At 58.8% G+C, this 13,565-nt stretch carries 13 protein-coding genes and 4 tRNA genes; 13 read left to right on the top strand and 4 right to left on the bottom strand.

All coding sequences use genetic code 11. The annotated features are described in order from the left end of the window. Window positions 1-60: 60 nt before the first annotated feature. Window positions 61-1,749 (bottom strand): dihydroxy-acid dehydratase, encoded by a 1,689-nt coding sequence (gene ilvD / locus WCY31_RS12055; RefSeq protein ID WP_345970017.1) that lies wholly within the window; start codon window positions 1,747-1,749, stop codon window positions 61-63. A 126-nt stretch (window positions 1,750-1,875) separates the two neighbouring features. On the opposite strand from ilvD, the gene WCY31_RS12050 reads away from it, so the two are divergent. The 4 genes from WCY31_RS12050 (at window position 1,876) to WCY31_RS12035 (ending at window position 2,310) form a co-directional block, all read left to right on the top strand. Continuing rightward, window positions 1,876-1,950 (top strand) — tRNA-Gly (locus tag WCY31_RS12050). Window positions 1,951-2,031: 81 nt separating this feature from the next. After that, window positions 2,032-2,119: transfer RNA gene (locus WCY31_RS12045), tRNA-Leu, on the top strand. A 5-nt stretch (window positions 2,120-2,124) separates the two neighbouring features. Next, a tRNA-Cys gene (locus WCY31_RS12040) sits at window positions 2,125-2,198 on the top strand. A 23-nt stretch (window positions 2,199-2,221) separates the two neighbouring features. Then, window positions 2,222-2,310: transfer RNA gene (locus WCY31_RS12035), tRNA-Ser, on the top strand. On the opposite strand, the gene WCY31_RS12030 is transcribed toward WCY31_RS12035, so the two are convergent. Further along, on the bottom strand, window positions 2,273-2,578 hold the full coding sequence (locus WCY31_RS12030; protein ID WP_345972568.1) for a hypothetical protein: 306 nt from the start codon (window positions 2,576-2,578) through the stop codon (window positions 2,273-2,275). The two genes, WCY31_RS12035 and WCY31_RS12030, sit on opposite strands and share 38 nt — an antisense overlap. Before the next feature lie 71 nt (window positions 2,579-2,649). Between WCY31_RS12030 and WCY31_RS12025 the strand changes: the two genes are divergently transcribed. Then, window positions 2,650-3,870 carry a cytochrome-c peroxidase gene (locus WCY31_RS12025; RefSeq protein ID WP_345972567.1) on the top strand — a complete coding sequence of 407 codons (1,221 nt, stop codon included), beginning with the start codon at window positions 2,650-2,652 and terminating at the stop codon, window positions 3,868-3,870. On the opposite strand, the gene WCY31_RS12020 is transcribed toward WCY31_RS12025, so the two are convergent. Continuing rightward, window positions 3,861-4,022: a hypothetical protein gene (locus tag WCY31_RS12020; RefSeq protein WP_345972565.1), complete on the bottom strand. Its 162-nt coding sequence runs from the start codon at window positions 4,020-4,022 to the stop codon at window positions 3,861-3,863. The two genes, WCY31_RS12025 and WCY31_RS12020, sit on opposite strands and share 10 nt — an antisense overlap. Before the next feature lie 174 nt (window positions 4,023-4,196). Here WCY31_RS12020 and WCY31_RS12015 point away from each other — a divergent pair, with 174 nt between their 5' ends. From WCY31_RS12015 to WCY31_RS12005, 3 genes are all read left to right on the top strand, one after another. Continuing rightward, the gene (locus tag WCY31_RS12015) at window positions 4,197-6,581 is read left to right on the top strand and encodes a S8 family peptidase (RefSeq protein ID WP_345972563.1); all 2,385 of its coding nucleotides are present in this window, start codon (window positions 4,197-4,199) and stop codon (window positions 6,579-6,581) included. A 9-nt stretch (window positions 6,582-6,590) separates the two neighbouring features. Then, window positions 6,591-7,097: a hypothetical protein gene (locus WCY31_RS12010; RefSeq protein WP_345972561.1), complete on the top strand. Its 507-nt coding sequence runs from the start codon at window positions 6,591-6,593 to the stop codon at window positions 7,095-7,097. A gap of 73 nt (window positions 7,098-7,170) precedes the next feature. Then, a complete protein-coding gene (locus WCY31_RS12005) occupies window positions 7,171-7,887 on the top strand; it encodes a lysophospholipid acyltransferase family protein (protein WP_345972559.1) in 717 nt (238 codons plus the stop codon). Here the strand turns inward: WCY31_RS12005 and WCY31_RS12000 are convergent. Beyond that, complete coding sequence (locus tag WCY31_RS12000) at window positions 7,874-8,434, bottom strand: ribonuclease HII (protein ID WP_345972557.1); 561 nt, start codon at window positions 8,432-8,434, stop codon at window positions 7,874-7,876. The genes WCY31_RS12005 and WCY31_RS12000 overlap by 14 nt on opposite strands. A gap of 68 nt (window positions 8,435-8,502) precedes the next feature. Here WCY31_RS12000 and WCY31_RS11995 point away from each other — a divergent pair, with 68 nt between their 5' ends. From WCY31_RS11995 to WCY31_RS11975, 5 genes are read left to right on the top strand one after another with little or no spacing between them, the layout of a single operon-like run. Continuing rightward, entirely contained in the window at window positions 8,503-9,234 is a 732-nt protein-coding gene (locus WCY31_RS11995; RefSeq protein WP_345970008.1) for an outer membrane lipoprotein-sorting protein, read from the top strand. 5 nt (window positions 9,235-9,239) lie between these two features. After that, window positions 9,240-10,460 (top strand): ABC transporter permease, encoded by a 1,221-nt coding sequence (locus WCY31_RS11990; protein ID WP_345972555.1) that lies wholly within the window; start codon window positions 9,240-9,242, stop codon window positions 10,458-10,460. Then, entirely contained in the window at window positions 10,453-11,688 is a 1,236-nt protein-coding gene (locus WCY31_RS11985; protein ID WP_345972553.1) for an ABC transporter permease, read from the top strand. The genes WCY31_RS11990 and WCY31_RS11985 overlap by 8 nt, the downstream gene beginning before the upstream one ends. Continuing rightward, a complete protein-coding gene (locus WCY31_RS11980; RefSeq protein ID WP_345972551.1) occupies window positions 11,685-12,353 on the top strand; it encodes an ABC transporter ATP-binding protein in 669 nt (222 codons plus the stop codon). Before WCY31_RS11985 ends, WCY31_RS11980 begins: the two co-directional genes overlap by 4 nt. Then, on the top strand, window positions 12,350-13,489 hold the full coding sequence (locus tag WCY31_RS11975; protein ID WP_345972550.1) for a hypothetical protein: 1,140 nt from the start codon (window positions 12,350-12,352) through the stop codon (window positions 13,487-13,489). Before WCY31_RS11980 ends, WCY31_RS11975 begins: the two co-directional genes overlap by 4 nt. The last annotated feature ends 76 nt before the right edge of the window (window positions 13,490-13,565 follow it).

Below are 13,565 nucleotides of genomic sequence, written 5' to 3'. Positions count from 1 at the left end.
AATCGTACAAGCCTTAAAAGGCAACGCAAGCGAAGGACTAGATGCTGAGCCGGACTGGACTTAGTCCAGTTCCGTCTTCAGCACGGCGCCGTTGGAGGCGTTGGAGACGAGCAGGCTGTAGCGCTTGAGCCATTTGGAGCTGATGGCCTTCTTGTGCGGTTTGAAGTGCAGACGGCGGCGTTCAAGCTCTTCCCCGGCAACGTTGAGCTGCAGCAGGTGCGTATCGACGTCGAGTTCGATTTCGTCGCCGTCCTCGATCAGACCGATCAGGCCGCCCTCGGCCGCTTCGGGGCTGACATGACCGATAGAGGCACCGCGGGTCGCACCCGAGAAGCGGCCGTCGGTGATGAGGGCGACGCTCTCGCCGAGGCCCATCCCCATGATGAGCGACGTCGGCGCGAGCATCTCCTGCATACCCGGTCCGCCTTTGGGACCTTCGTAGCGGATGACGACGACGTTGCCCGGCTTGACCTTGTGGCCGATAATGCCGGCAATCGCCTCTTGCTGGGAGTTGAAGCAGACGGCGGTGCCTTTGAACTGGCGCATACTCGGTGCAATGCCGGCCGTTTTGACGACGGCGCCCTCTTCAGCAAGGTTGCCGAAGAGGATGGAGAGGCCACCGACCGGGGAGTAGGCGTTTTCGTTGGTGTGGATGACGCCGGTATCTTTGATCTCGGCATCGGCGATACGTTCGCCGATCGTTTCCCCCGTGACCGTCGGGTTGTCCAGGTGCAGCAGTCCGCCGCGGCGGCTCACCTCTTTCATGACGGCATTGACCCCGCCCGCACGGCCGATGTCCTCCATGTGGACGGTGCCGAGCGACGGGGAGATCTTCGCGATATGCGAAACGTTTTTCGCGATCTCGTTGATCTTGGTAATGTCGAAATCGACCTCCGCCTCTTTCGCGATGGCAAGCATATGAAGGACCGTATTGCTTGAACCGCCCATCGCCATGTCAACGACGAAGGCGTTGTGGATCGCTTTTTCGTTGAGGACGTTGCGGAGGTTGTACTTCGGATCATCCGCCTTGGCCATCTCGACGATACGCTTGGCTGCCTGCTTGACCATCTCGATCCGCTCCGGCGTCATCGCGAGGACCGTACCGTTGCCCGGCAGGGCGATACCCATCGCTTCACAGAGGGTGTTCATGGAGTTGGCGGTGAACATCCCCGAGCACGAACCGCCCGACGGGCAGGCTTCGCATTCGATCTCGTAGAGCTCCTCGTCGCTCATATTGCCTTCGGCGTGCTGGCCGACGGCTTCGAAGGCTGTAGCCAGGTCGATCGGCGTGCCGTCTTTTTTGTGGCCGGCCGCCATCGGGCCGCCGGAGACGAAGAGCGTCGGAACATTGACGCGCAGGGCACCCATGATCATCCCCGGAACGATCTTGTCGCAGTTGGGGATACAGATCAGTGCGTCGAGCTTGTGGGCGTTCATCACGGTTTCGATGCTGTCGGCGATCAGTTCGCGGCTGGGCAGGGAGTAGAGCATGCCATCGTGGCCCATGGCGATCCCGTCGTCGACGCCGATCGTGTTGAACTCGAACGGGACCCCACCCGCTTCGCGGATCGCTTCTTTGACGATACGGCCGTACTCCTGCAGGAAGAAGTGGCCCGGAATGATGTCGATGTGGCTGTTGGCAACCCCGATAAACGGTTTGTCAAAATCCTCGTCTTTGAGGCCGGTCGCTCTGAAAAGACTCCGGTGCGGGGTGCGGTCGAAGCCGCGTTTGACTGTATCGCTGCGCATAGATTGGTCCTTCTCTATATATAATATGCAAATTTTCGAGATTATAGCGAAGTTTTCGGCAAAAGCTCGAAAAAGCCTTGACATTGGAAAGGGATTTGCCTATAATTTCGGTCCACAACAACAGATGCGGGAATAGCTCAGTGGTAGAGCACAACCTTGCCAAGGTTGGGGTCGCGAGTTCGAACCTCGTTTCCCGCTCCATTTTTATTTTTAAACACCCCAACTGAAACTTCTTAGACTTCAAAGCAGAGGTTTGAGTTGGGGTTTTTTTTGGTGTCTTGAGCCCGGATGGCGAAATTGGTAGACGCAAGGGACTTAAAATCCCTCGATCATTGCGATCGTGCCGGTTCGATCCCGGCTCCGGGCACCACCGGTGGCGCCATAGCCAAGTGGTAAGGCATGGGTTTGCAAAACCTTGATCCCCGGTTCGAGTCCGGGTGGCGCCTCCACCAAACTCCGACTTTTTATTTGTGGACAGATGGCAGAGCTGGTTGAATGCACCGGTCTTGAAAACCGGCGAGGGTCATACCTCCCAGGGTTCGAATCCCTGTCTGTCCGCCACCCCCATAACAACTTCCAAAATATGATCCTCCAACGAGCATTTATCCGTTAAAAACGACATGCTGATGATATTGCGCAGTTTGACCGAAAAACGCAACGGTTTTATCTGTACATTTGGCAAAAGCACCCGTGAAGCCGGTACACACAGGCCCATCGGCCAGATCTGCGGGCCTGCATGTCCCCAAAACCAAAAAGTCTTATGAAAAGGCGCCGTCTCTGTTGTCCAGCAAGGAGCTATAGAGCAGTATGCTTGAACGTTAAAAAACATTTATAGATTTTTTTCATTATTTTTTCATTTTGATGCGAGCATAATACACTGAAACCATAAGGAGGTGTGTTATGCAACATAAAATGCTGGTGGCCTGTTTGGCAGTAGTGGGTTTGAGTGCGTCGGCGACGGCAGGCGCTCTGAGCCCTGAGGAAGCGCTGGGTAAAATGATCTATTTCGATCAAAGCCTTTCATACAACGGGAACCTCTCCTGTGCCGGGTGTCACGCGCCCGAATCGGGCTTCACCGGTCCCCTCTCGGCCACCAATGCCTCCGGTGCGGTCTACGAAGGATCGGTCCCCGGGCGTTTCGGCAACCGGAAACCGCCGAGTGCGGCGTACGCGACCCTGAGCCCGATTCTGCATTATGTCATGCAGCAGAAACAGGCGGTATTCATGGGCGGCAATTTCTGGAATGGCCGTGCGACGGGTGAAAAGCTGGGCAACCCCGCCGCGGACCAGGCACAGGGTCCCTTTTTGAACCCGCTTGAACAGGCCCTTGCGACACCGGGTGACGTTGTGACAGGGGTCTGCAGCGGCTTCTATGCCGATCTGTTTACGTCCGTGTGGGGAGAGAGCGTCTGTCTGCCGGAGAACGTCGAGAGTGCCTTTGACGCCATTGCGCTCTCCATCGCCGCCTACGAGGCATCGAATGAGGTCAACGCATTCACGTCGAAATATGACTACTATTTACAGGGCAGGGCCGAACTGACAAAGGAGGAGCGCAAAGGGCTTGACCTTTTCAAGGGCAAGGGCAAATGCGCGAACTGCCACGTGCTGAACGAAGGGACGGACGGCACGCCGCCGCTCCTGACCGATTACACCTTTGACAATCTCGGTGTGCCCCGCAACCCGGAGAACCCCTTTTACACCCAGGACGCACAGTACAACCCGCTGGGCTACGCATGGACGGACCGCGGTCTCGGGGAGTTCCTGGCTACCCGCATGGATTACGCGGCGTTTGCGGCGGAAAACGAAGGCAAGCAGAAGGTGCCGACGCTGCGCAACGTCGACAAGCGGCCCGACGCGCTCTTTGTGAAGGCCTATACCCACAACGGTTACTTCAAAAGCCTGAAATCGATCGTTCACTTCTACAATACGCGTGACGTGCTGCCACGGTGCGGAGACGCTATGACCACCGAAGCGGATGCCATGGCGCAGGGGTGCTGGCCGGCGCCGGAAGTTCCTGAGAATATTAATACGAAAGAGCTTGGCGATCTTCACCTGACGGGGGAACAGGAGGATGCAATCGTCGCCTTCCTGAAGACCCTCTCCGACGGCTATCAGCCCTGATCCCGCCGCCGTAAGGGTGACCTGTTCTCCTTCGATGCCGAACGCTCCAAGTCGGCGGAGAGCAGCAGTGCCCTTTGGCAGTCGCACCGCCACAGCAGGGGCTGGTCCTGCCGGAAGCGGTGCCGGAGCAACTCCGCGGCATCTTCTCTCATAAATTCTTTTGATCCATACATTAATTTTTTATTATAAATAAAATAATATACTATCATCAACATCACTCTGATCCTTGGCATGAGGCCGTGACGGTATTTGCCAGGAGACTAGTATAATGAGTTGAAAGTATGGCGAAAAGGGGATACGTGAGACAGAAATGTTTTGATCGGGTAATGAGAGGCAGCGGGGCAGTGCTTCTCGGGCTGACATTGCTGTTTCACGGCTGCGGTTCCGGCGGCGGCTCCTCAACGCCGGATGATCCGGTCGTTCCACCTGACCCAACAACGACAGTCGCAAACAGTGTCGCTCTAGGCCCCATCGGCGGGGCAACGGTCACCGTAACCGACCTGGCGGGACAGCAGCAATACCTGACAGTCACGACACCATTCAATGCCGCAACAGACCTGATGGATGACAATGTGACGTTGGTGCCGTACACAGAGCAGACGGTCGGGAAATTTACGGTCTCGCTCCCCGGTCTGGCATCGACGCAGCTGGTACTGGTGAAGGCTGCAGGGGGTGAGGATATCGATCCGAACGACGATGGACAGTATGACGCTGCAGCGGTCAAAACCGTCCAGGGTAGCCTATATGCTTACGTGACAGTGGCGGATCTGCTAAACAACAATGTCAGGGTGAATGCCTTCACCACGATTGCGGCGGAGTGGATCCGGCGAGAGGGGCTGACGGACGAGACGGAGATAAAATCGGTGCTCGCCCGCCTCTCCGGATTTCTTTTTGCATCCCCGTCGACGGCGCTCAGCGCATTCAACCCGGCAAAACTGACCACAGGCGGTGCGATGGAGGATGTGGCCCTCTTGAACGATTCGCAGTCCTATGGGGATGCCGTGGCGTCGACAACGATCCAGGAGCTGTTCGCGGGAACGACCCATCTTTTCCACGATGCAGACAACGACGCCCTTTTTGATGATTTCGAACTGCTGGTCGGCACGAATCCGGCAGCCGCAAACAGCGACGGGGATGCGCTGGGTGATTACGGCGAGTTTTTTGCCGGAACCGACCCCATGAGCAGTGATACCGGGGTCTATGAAGACCCTCTCACCCAATATCAGTGGCATCTGGATGCGACAGAACCGAACGACATCAATGTCGCTTCAGTCTGGGAGTCCTACGCGGGCCGCCGCAATATTTACGTGGGCGTGGTCGATACGGGTATTGAAGCCGTCCACCCGGATCTGGCTTCGAACCTCGACCTGACGAAGAGCTACCGCTGGTCTGACGGCTCGAACGACCCGTCGCCCGATGCGGACCAGCTCGCTACGGATCCCTACCTCTCTGCGCATGGGACGGCCTGCGCGGGTCTCGTCGCCGCTTCGGGATGGAACAGTGTCGGTGTCAAAGGGGTGGCCCCGTTTGTCAAGCTGGCGGGCTATAATGTTTTCTCGCAGTCGCCGCTGACGGACGTTACGCTGATCCAAGCGCTCTCCAAAGAGATGGACATCTCCTCGAACAGCTGGGGCGACCCCTCCGAAATTCTCTATGGTGACCAGACGCTGATCGACGGGTTACAGACAGGGGCGGAGCAGGGGCGCAGCGGGAAAGGGATCGTCTACGTCATGGCCGCGGGGAACGACCGCAGCAATTCGGATTACTCCCCGTTGCACATCGGTAATGCCAACAATGCCGGCGTCGCGAACAACCCCTATGTTATTACCGTGACGGCCACCGATAAGGACGGCAGTTACTCCTCCTATGCCAATTTCGGTGCGAATGTTCTGCTCGCGGCGCCGGGCGGCGAGTTCGGTGAGCAGTATGATGCCGTAAACGGAGCGGCGATTGTGACGACGGATTACACCGGGTACGACTACGGGTTTGAATCGACCGGCTTCGTTGAAACGTACCGTCTCGATCCCAAAACGAATCTCCCGGTCTATTTTGATGTTCCGGGCAATGAGAACGGCGACTATACCAATTATATGAACGGATCGTCGGCGGCCGTGCCCATGGTCAGCGGGGTCGCCGCTTTGATGCTCAGTGCGAACCCGGACCTGACCTACCGCGATATACGCTATATCCTCGCTACGACAGCCAGAAAAAACGATCCGGGTGACGGCGATTGGACGACCAACGGTGCGGGGTGGCATATCAACCACAACTACGGCTTCGGGCTGCTGGATGCCGCAGCCGCCGTCGCCAAGGCGGAAGGGTTTGCTTCACTCGGCGCGGAGACCGTGCTGCCGAAGCTGACAAACGACATCGCGGATACGACGGTTCCCGATGCGAACGCCACCGGTGTGACGTCCACGATTACCGAGACGCAGGCATTGAGCGTGGAACATGTCGATGTCTGGGTCACCATCGACCATGCCCGTCCCGGGGACCTTGATATCCGGCTGACATCACCGGAGGGAACGGAAAGCCATCTGGCATACGGCGGGGCTTACTACCTCGAGGGTTCCTACGCTAACTGGCGCTTCTCCACCGTCCGCGCTCTTGACGAGGGTGCGGCCGGCACATGGACGCTGACCGTCAAAGACCTCCGGGCCGGTACAGAGGGGACGTTTAAAAGCTGGTCGCTGCAGGTTCGGGGACATTAAGGGGTGAGTATGATGGTACGTATGATAATCATGGCGGGGTGGTTGCTGACGGCTGCGGCAACGGCCGAGGTTCCGGTAATGACCAAACAGGTACTGCAGACGAAAAAAGCCTCGATGGTTTTTTACCGCGCAGAGGATGAAATGGCACTCTTACGCTCCCCCGGTGCTTCGGCCAAGCGGGTCGTGAAGGCCGTTCCGGCCGAGGTGGCGGCGAAGACGGCTTCTTCCGGCTCCGAATACCGCCGGGTCTTTTACACGTCAGAGCGCCGGAGCGAACGCAACCGCTTTATCGCGACGGGAAATGTCCTGATCCGTTTGCAACCGGACGTCAGGCCCGAAGCCTTCGCCGCCGCGCAGGGATTGACACTGATGCAGACCGTGAACGCATCGGCGGGCATCTACCTTTTCGCCCCCGCCGGTACCGGGGAGGTAATCGACCAGACCAACCGCCTGAACACCCTTCCCGAGGTGGACTACGCCGAGCCGGAGTGGGTCAAACCGATCCTGCTGCGATGAGAGTAGTACGAGACAGTTTTATGCCCCTGTCACTGGGGGATTCTCTGTGTTATTACCTGCTATAATACCCGCCATGTTTAAAAACCTCCGCAAATATCTCTATATGATCTGGCTCGGGAAGAAGTTCATTCCTATCTTCCGCCACGTCTATCTGGACACGCAGCTGGATGAACACGACCGTTATCACGCCCTCTCGAAGGAGCGCCAGAACTATTCGCTCAGCGTACTGGAATACCTCAACGTCGTGCCGGTGATGCACGGCGACCTGCCCGAGGCGAACCGGGTGCTCTATATCGCCAACCACCGCAGTCTGCTCGACATCATCAGTATTGAGTCGCTCTTTTCCACGCAGCAGAAGGCGGGGATGTGGATCGCCAAGCAGACACTGCTCGATAACAGGATCTACGGGAAGTTTTTCGAATACAGCGGCTGCATCGCTGTCGACCTCAAAGCGGGCAAGGGGATGCTCGCCTTTTTTAAAAAGATCAAGCATATTTTCCAGGTCGCCCCGGACCTGAACCTCTTTATGTTCCCCGAGGGGGAGCGTTTCGGCGGCGAGGGGGTGGGGCCGTTCCAGCCGGGCGCGGAGAAGATCGCCAAGGCGAACAAAATGCAGATCGTCCCGATCTATATCGACGACCAGCTCGAAAAAGTGTACCAGGCTTCTCCGTTCAAGCAGCCATACGAAGTGCACATCCACATCGGCGAGCCGCTCGCCTTGGAGAACATCGAGGAGCAGTACCGGGCCTTTATGGCATCGGCGAAAGAGGCCGCGGCTAAAACAGCGTAGGCTGCAGGGCTTTCAGGCGGAAGCTGCGGCGATGGACGGCGCTGTAGCCGTGGGTCTTGATTGCCTCGATGTGCGCCGCCGAACCGTACCCCTTGTGTTTTTCAAAGCCGTACTGAGGGTAGGTGTCGGCCAGGGCGACCATCTCCCGGTCGCGGGTGACCTTGGCGAGGATGGAGGCCGCGCTCACTTCGGGGACGTCGGCGTCGGCCTTCACCTGCGTCCGTAGCCCGCTCACCCCGAAGGTCGAATTGCCGTCAAAGAGGTAATCGGCCTCCCCCAGCACTTTCATGATCTCTTTGAGCCCTTTTGAGAGGCAGGCAGAGATGCCGTCATCATCAATCTGCTGCGAGGAAAAACGCACGATGTGGTAGGCCGCGTTTGCCGTAATGCGCGCGTAAAGCGCTTCGCGCTTTTTTTCCGTCAGTTTTTTCGAATCGTTCAGGCCTTCGAGCGGTGCGTGCAAAATGACGCCCGCCATGACGAGGGGACCGGCGATGGGGCCCCGCCCCGCTTCGTCGATCCCGCATAGGGGTGCTGCTGTTTCCATTTAGATATTTTAGGGTGTTCCGGCCCAAATATAGCTATAATCGGTAAAACGAGGGGAGGGAATACGCGATGCGGTTACTGTTGCTCTGGCTCTCGATGACGCTCCTGCTGTTCGGTTCCGAGGCGTCTGACATTGTCAAAAAAGTGGAAGACAATCTTCGCGGTAAAGACGTCTACATGAAGCTGGAGATGGTCATCACCTCGGCACGGCACAAGCGGACGGTGCGGATCGAGAGCTGGGCCGAAGGGAAGACGAAGAGCTTTATGAAGATCCTTTACCCGCCCAAAGACCGCGGCATCACCTTCCTGAAACTTGACAAGCAGCTATGGCAGTACGTGCCGAAGATCGAACGCATCGTCAAGATCCCGCCATCGATGATGCTGCAGAGCTGGATGGGAAGCGACTTTACCAACGACGATATGGTTAAGGAGAGCTCGATGGTCGACGACTACGATGCGGAGATCCTCGAAAAGACGGCGGAGACGGTGACCATCGCTTTCACCCCGAAACCCGATGCCGCTGTCGTGTGGGGACGGATCGTCTCGACGATCGATCGGCAGACCTATACCCAGATGCATGACGTCTTTTACGACGATTTCGGCAGCAAGGTGCGGGAGATGTTTTACAGCGACGTCAAAACCTTCGGTACCCACCATGTCCCGACGGTCATGCGGATCAAACCGCTGGAGAAGGGCAAGGAGAAGAACGAGACGCTGGTGCTTCTCTCCGACGTCGTCTACGACCGGGGCGTGAGCGGCAGCTATTTCACGAAGCAGGCGCTTAAACGCTACTCGCGCTAGGGATCATGATGTTCGGACTGGCGCTGAAAAACATCCTCCATTACAAAGGGCGGACCGTCGTCACCTTTGCGCTGACGTTTTTCAGCTCCCTGCTCTTTATCGTCTACGTCGCCCTGATGGACGGTTCGCATGCACATATGCTCAAAAGCGCCCTCGACATCTATGAAAACGCCCTGCATATCTATAAAAAAGGGTACCGTGAAGAGGGGGGTTACGACTACCTGCTGACCGATGTCTCGGCGGAAGAGGCGCTGTTGGCGCGCACGGAGGGGATCGCGGCCTATGCCCCGCGCCTGGAGAGTTTCGCGCTGCTCTCCACTCCCCGTGACTCCGTCGGGGCGATGGTCGTGGGCATCAACCCCGGAGGGGAACGGCGGCTGTCCAAAATGGCCGAAGCGCGCCGTGAGGGGCGCTACCTCGAGGACAACGACACCAACGCGCTTTACATCGGCAGCGAATTGGCTGTCAGGCTGAAGGTGGGGGTCGGCGATACGGTGGCGCTCATCGGCACGGCGACGGACGACTCCTTCGCCGCGGAGAATTTCCGGGTCGTCGGCATTTTCAAAACGGGCCTTTTCGAATTTGACGCCTCCTCCGCGTTTGTAAACAAGGCGTACTACGACACCCTGATGCTGAGCGGGGATATGGCGTCGTACATCGTTGCTTCCGTCGATGATCTCACGGCGCTGCCGCAGACGGTCAACGCGGTGCAGGCTGGTCTGGCAGAGGGGCTCGAGGCCGTGCCGTGGACGGTGCTGATGCATGCGCAGGTGGAGGCGATGGAGGTGGACAGCGTCTTCGGCTACATCTCGATGGGGGTCTTCTTCGTCGTCATCTTCTTTGTCATCATGATCTTCAGTTTCCTCAACATCGTCGGACGGACCCGGGAGCTGGGGATGCTGCGCGCCATCGGCCTCTCCCCCCGGAACGTCTCCGCACTGCTACTGCTGGAGATGCTGCTGATTGCGACGGCGGCCGTCGGGCTCTCCGTGGCAGTGGGGGCGCCGATCGCCTGGTATTTCGAGCTGCACCCCATGGTGATCGAGGGGATCGCGGAGGCGTACCGCGACTACGGGATCGTCGACGACCAGATCCCGATGCGTTTTGATTGGTTCACCATCGGCTGGAACGCGGGGGTCGTCTTTGCCCTCAATATGCTGGCTGTCCTCTACCCCATTGCGGTCGTCAAGCGCTACACCCCGGTGGAGGCGATGCACCATGTCTAAAACGACCTTCGCATTGGCACTGAAGATGGCGTGGCACAGCCTGTGGCGCCGCGCCCGCCGTTCCGGGCTCGTCATCCTCATGATCGCCGGAAGTATGACGGCGATGCTCGCCATCGAGGGGCTTTACGACGGCATGGTCAAAACGATGCGCGAGAGCACGATCCGCAGCGACAGCGGCGAGATCTCCGTCTATGCCCCGAAGTTCCGGCTCTACCAGAGCCTAGAGTACGCCATCGCCGACGACCGGCCGCTGCTGGCAGCGCTCGATACGGACCCGGCGGTCGCCTCCTACTCCGTCCGGCTGTCGCAGACCGGATTGGCCTCGACGGCGCGCAAGTCGGCGATGGGGCGGCTGGTCGGCATCGACCTCGAGGCCGAAGAGCGCTTCGGGCAGCTCTCCGGCTTCGTCAAAGCGGGGAAGATCGATTGGGGCCGGCGGCAGAACGGCTGTGCCATCGGCAAGAAACTGGCGGAAGACCTGGGCGTCGAGGTGGGACACCGCCTGGTCTTCTCGTCGCAGAACGCCCAGGGGGATATCAGCGCCGTTTCGCTCTATGTGACGGCGATCGTACAGACGTCGAACCTGCTTATCGACAACCAGACGATCTACGTCGCCCTGCCGCGCAGCCGCACCTTTTCGGGACTGGGGGAGAACGGCGCGACCCAGGTGGCGCTGCGGCTGGCGGTGCCTGCGCAGACGGAAGCGGTTGCCGCGCGGCTACAGGCCGCCTTCCCGGGGCTGGAGGTCGAGACGTGGCAGACGCTCTATCCGGTGCTCCAGCAGATGCAGGAGATGATGGTCATCTTCAACTCCATCACCTTCGCCATCGTCATGCTCGTCGTACTGATCGGGATCTTCGGCGTCATGCTCGTCTCGGTGTTGGAACGTACCCGGGAGTTCGGCATCCTGATCGCACTGGGAACGCCCCAGTCGCAGCTGCGCACCCAGGTCGCCGCGGAGGCGCTGGTGCTGGGCGTGGTCGGTTTCGTGCTGGGGGCGTTCACCAGCTACGCCGCCCTGTGGTACCTGCAGACGCAAGGGCTCGACCTGCGCGAATACGCGGCGGGTCTGGAGGCCTTCGGCTACAACGCCGTCGTGTATGCCGATATCAAGAGCCGCTACTTCTCCAACACCTTCCTGGCCATTGTCGCCGCGGCGATCGTTTCGGTGCTGATGCCGTTGCGAAGGCTCAAAAAGCTTAATCCTATCGAGGTGATACAGGTATGATCGAACTGCGCAGAGTGAACAAATATTTTTACAAGGATACGGAGCGCGAGGTGCACGCCCTGCGCGATATCGACCTCGCCGTCGCGACGGGGGAGTACGGGGTCATTACGGGGCCGTCGGGCTGCGGCAAAACGACGCTGCTCAACGCTATCGGGGCGCTCGACGCTGTCGACAGCGGCTCCATCACCATCGACGGTACCGAACTCTCGGGCCTGGACGAGGGGGCGCGCTCGCGGCTGCGCCTGGAGCAGATCGGCTTCGTCTTCCAGGCCTATAACCTTGTACCCGTCCTCACCGTGCGCGAGAACATCGGCTTCATTATGAAGCTGCGCGGTTTTGCGCCCGAAGCGATCGAACAGAGGGTGGCGGAAGTGGCACGTCTTCTGGAGATAGAGGAGAAGCTCGATGCCATGCCCGGCCACATCAGCGGGGGTCAGCAGCAGCGTGTCGCCGTGGCCCGGGCGGTGGCGGCAAAACCGAAGCTCATCCTGGCCGACGAGCCGACGGCGAACCTCGATTCGCGCAACTCCGAGCACCTGATGGCGATGATGAAGCAGCTTAACGCGGTCGAAAAGATCACGATCCTCTTCTCTTCTCACGACGATTACGTCGTGGAACAGGCCCGCCGGATCATCAAGCTCAGCGACGGGCAAGTCGTGCCATGACCCTTTGGCGGCTATGGGCTGGGTCGGTACTGCTTTCAGTCCTGCTGCCGCTGCAGGCGGCGGAAACGACCTTCACGATCGAGAATACGAATTTCCTGCAGCAGCAGCACTCCGGTCTCGACAACACGGCGTACACCTATGACTATGACCGGCTCCGGCTCAGCGGCGGCTGGCGCAGCGGGGCCTATTTCTTGACGGGTATCGGTGACGTCGTCAATTACCTGGGGAATGGGTATGTGCACAGCGACGAATTCGCGCTGTTTGACGAGGTCCGGCCGGATATCCCGTTCGAAGTGCGCACCGAAGCGCAGCATTACGGGCCTGGGGCTGCCCATGCACGAATCTACCGCCTCTACGGCGGCTACGAGGACAGTGTGCAGCGGATCACCGCCGGGATACAGAAGATCAGCATGGGGGTGGGGCGGATCTGGACGCCGACGGACCTCTATAACGCGAAAAACAGCTATGCCCTGGAACCCGACGAGGTGTACGGTGTATTGGCGGCGACCTACAGCTATGCCCCCAGTGATCTCAGCACCGTCACTGCCGTCGCATCCGTCCGCCACGACCGCACGTTCAAGTATGCTGCCCGCGCCAAAGGGTATCTGGCCTTCGCCGATGTCGGACTCGATTTTATCCGCAGCGAAGATACCCTGATGATCGGGTATGAGCTTGAAGGGAACTTTTTCAGTACCGGGGCGGAGTGGCGGAGCGAAGGGGGGTATTTCAAAAGCGACCTCCTGGACACCGAGTTTTTCCAGGGGATCGCCGGGTTCGACTACGGGTTCGAGAACGGCATCACCTGGGTCGTTGAAGCACTCTACAGTTCCGAGACCTTCACCTATACGCAGCTGCTTGACAACTACGCCGATGAACTGGTTGGGAATATGGTGCAGTCCCCTTTTTACGCCGGGACGACTCTGACATACGATTTCAACCTCGCTTTCAGCGGGTCGTTTCTCTATATAGAGAGTTTCGACGAGGCGAGCAGCCGTTTCGTCGCACCGTCATTGACCTACACCCTGAACGACCACAATACCTTCACGGCCGGTATGCTGCTGGGTTTCGGCAGCGACAGCAGCGCGTTCGGTCCCTACGGCGAGCGCTTCTACCTGGAGTGGCAGGCCAGCTACTAGGGAGAAACGAATGTTTTCAAAACGTATCCTTGCCGTAACGCTGGCGATATCAATCGGCATCGCGGGCGTAATATTC

This window comes from Sulfurimonas sp. HSL3-1 (assembly GCF_039645995.1).
In the GTDB taxonomy this organism is placed as follows: domain Bacteria; phylum Campylobacterota; class Campylobacteria; order Campylobacterales; family Sulfurimonadaceae; genus Thiomicrolovo; species Thiomicrolovo diazotrophicus.
This window is presented reverse-complemented; position numbering and strand designations above follow the sequence as displayed.

Bases quoted from the DNA above. Each gene is read 5' to 3' on its own strand.
- ilvD (WP_345970017.1), bottom strand. From the start codon at position 1,749: ATGCGCAGCGATACAGTCAAACGCGGCTTCGACCGCACCCCGCACCGG.
- WCY31_RS12030 (WP_345972568.1), bottom strand. From the start codon at position 2,578: ATGTTTTTTAACGTTCAAGCATACTGCTCTATAGCTCCTTGCTGGACA.
- WCY31_RS12010 (WP_345972561.1), top strand. From the start codon at position 6,591: ATGATGGTACGTATGATAATCATGGCGGGGTGGTTGCTGACGGCTGCG.
- WCY31_RS12000 (WP_345972557.1), bottom strand. From the start codon at position 8,434: ATGGAAACAGCAGCACCCCTATGCGGGATCGACGAAGCGGGGCGGGGC.
- WCY31_RS11980 (WP_345972551.1), top strand. From the start codon at position 11,685: ATGATCGAACTGCGCAGAGTGAACAAATATTTTTACAAGGATACGGAG.
- WCY31_RS12015 (WP_345972563.1), top strand. From the start codon at position 4,197: ATGAGAGGCAGCGGGGCAGTGCTTCTCGGGCTGACATTGCTGTTTCAC.
- WCY31_RS12005 (WP_345972559.1), top strand. From the start codon at position 7,171: ATGTTTAAAAACCTCCGCAAATATCTCTATATGATCTGGCTCGGGAAG.
- WCY31_RS12025 (WP_345972567.1), top strand. From the start codon at position 2,650: ATGCAACATAAAATGCTGGTGGCCTGTTTGGCAGTAGTGGGTTTGAGT.
- WCY31_RS11985 (WP_345972553.1), top strand. From the start codon at position 10,453: ATGTCTAAAACGACCTTCGCATTGGCACTGAAGATGGCGTGGCACAGC.
- WCY31_RS11990 (WP_345972555.1), top strand. From the start codon at position 9,240: ATGATGTTCGGACTGGCGCTGAAAAACATCCTCCATTACAAAGGGCGG.
- WCY31_RS12020 (WP_345972565.1), bottom strand. From the start codon at position 4,022: ATGAGAGAAGATGCCGCGGAGTTGCTCCGGCACCGCTTCCGGCAGGAC.
- WCY31_RS11975 (WP_345972550.1), top strand. From the start codon at position 12,350: ATGACCCTTTGGCGGCTATGGGCTGGGTCGGTACTGCTTTCAGTCCTG.
- WCY31_RS11995 (WP_345970008.1), top strand. From the start codon at position 8,503: ATGCGGTTACTGTTGCTCTGGCTCTCGATGACGCTCCTGCTGTTCGGT.